We start from the raw sequence: 1,459 nt of genomic DNA, 5'->3' as shown, positions 1-1,459 counted from the left end.
CGAGGCTTATTCATTTGAAAATTATAGTGTGGAATCAGCCTTTAGAGATAGGTTTGTGCAACAAAGCCGCTCGCAACTGACATAACAATTGTACATAAGAAGGACATAAGTATGGACAGTATTATGTTGTCACAGTTTGATGAGTTAATATGTTGATTATTTTATGGAATTTGTAGCATTTATTTGTAATAAAAAAGCTATTGTATCTTTTTTTAATAATGTTCATGGAAAAATACTTATATTAATTTATTTTTTTATCTTTATGTCCATAGTGGAAGAGCAGAAAGTATCAGTTCTAAATCTATATATCAAATTAAATTATTAGCACGAAAGCAAAATAGAAGTATTGAAGAGTGTTTGGATGCGATCATCAGGCAACGTGATCATCTCGCTAGTTTGTTGGTAGAGGCAGACGCTACTATTCTGGAATTGGATAATCAAGTTTCAGCTTTAGTGCGAAAGTTATCTATTTTGAATATTGTAGTAGAAGAAAAAGACTAACTAAATATTTTTCTTAAATTTATGAAAATTAAGTGATTAAAAGTATTGAAAGAAATGGTAATAACTAACATTTATAGATAGTTACTACCATACACTGCTATCAGATACTACTTAGCACGCACATGGGTAATAAGCTTGTAGCATTTGAGGACTACTAGCTCTGATAGGCTACGAAATCAGTATAACCTATTCATACCAAGTTGAACATTTTGTGGATGTTTTTTTTATGTTGATCTAATTTAATTTGCCAAAAGAACAAAAAATTATCAATGGATGAATAGCCACCGATTTTGTAGACACTTTTAAGTTCGAAAAAATGTCGAACGAAATATGCCTGTATAGTGCTTAAACTGAGAATCAGAAAGCTTTTTTGAATCGAGATATTTCATACACAGATTATGCTTGAAAATCTTAAATTTTACAGGATGAATAATAGACCTCTTTCATAACTCACTTTTTACTCAGTTCTAAATTATAAATACCTGCAATCAAATTGAACCTTAAGCCAAGTCTTTTCCCTCTATTTGGCTTTGTTGCACAAACCTGTTCTTAAAGGCTTCTTTAGCAATATAATTTTCGAATGAAGAAGCCTACTCCGAAAATCTATCGTACTATCAATTGGTCCTCGTACAACCAAGCCCTAATTAATCGTGGTGATCTCACCATTTGGTTTGATCCAAATACACAGTGGTATGCTAAGGAAAATGGCAAACAAGGGCGTACTCCAACCTATTCAGATGCAGCGATACAATGTTGCTTAATGATTAAATCTCTATTCAGACTCACGTTACGCATGGTCAAGGGTTTTATTCGAAGTTTAATTAAATTATCAGGATTAAACTGGACAGTGCCCGATTATTCTACGCTGTGCCGTCGCCAAAAACATGTTGATATCGCAATTCACTATCAGAAAAGTAATGATGGACTTCATCTATTAGTCGACTCCACTGGGCTAAAG

The 1,459-nt window shown here is 32.9% G+C and carries 1 protein-coding gene; it reads left to right on the top strand.

What is annotated here, in order from left to right; all coding sequences use genetic code 11:
• Nucleotides 1-1,081: 1,081 nt before the first annotated feature.
• Nucleotides 1,082-1,459, top strand: a 378-nt coding sequence (locus FY049_RS22135; protein WP_446084421.1) for an IS5 family transposase, incomplete at its 3' end; no start/stop codon positions are given.

It is taken from the genome of Acinetobacter sp. 1125_18A (assembly GCF_052824985.1).
Note: the sequence above shows the minus strand (reverse complement) of the source record. Positions and strands in the feature narration are given on the sequence as shown.